At 41.0% G+C, this 670-nt stretch carries 1 protein-coding gene; it reads left to right on the forward strand.

The window, feature by feature from the left end:
• The coding region (locus tag ACFIMI_RS09760; RefSeq protein ID WP_375692540.1) for a DUF3987 domain-containing protein at nucleotides 1–670 on the forward strand (670 nt) is incomplete at both ends.

Consider the following 670-nt stretch of genomic DNA (forward strand, 5'->3'; position numbering starts at 1 on the left):
ATGGTATAAAGAGTGGCTAAAGCAGAAAGAGAGACAAGAAATTGAAGAGATACTTGAAACTTTAGACAAGTCCGAAAAGAAAAAACAAGCCCATAAAGCAGTAAAAAAAGGAGATCTTGAAACAGCCCGTGCTCTTTTGTCTGAAACCCTCTCTAAAGACAAGGCGCAGGATCATGATGTCTCTCGGTTTATTGTCAATGATGTGACCGTTGAAAAGCTTGGGGAACTCTTAAAAGAAAATCCCCGTGGTCTCTTGATGGTGCGTGATGAATTATCCGGTTTCTTAACAGATATGGAACGGAAGGAATATCAAACAGACCGTGCCTTTTACCTCACCTTTTATTTGGAAGCTTTTAATGGAGATGGTCAATTTACTTATGACCGGATTGGACGTGGAACCATTTTTATTCCCAATGCAACCGTCTCTATTATAGGGGGCATTCAACCCTCTCGCATTCTCCCCTTTATACGCAATGTTTTATATGGGAAAGGCAATGACGGTTTCTTACAACGCTTTCAAATGCTTGTCTTTCCCGATGAGACAAAAGATTGGAAATGGGTTGATAGACATCCCAATCAAGAGGCATGGGAAACTTATGATAGGGTATTTCGTTCTCTTTATGATAAGCCCCTTGGTTCTCCTGAACATCCGCTTGTGATGCGCTTTTCT

This window comes from Bartonella sp. AP4SXKL (assembly GCF_042195845.1).
GTDB lineage: Bacteria > Pseudomonadota > Alphaproteobacteria > Rhizobiales > Rhizobiaceae > Bartonella.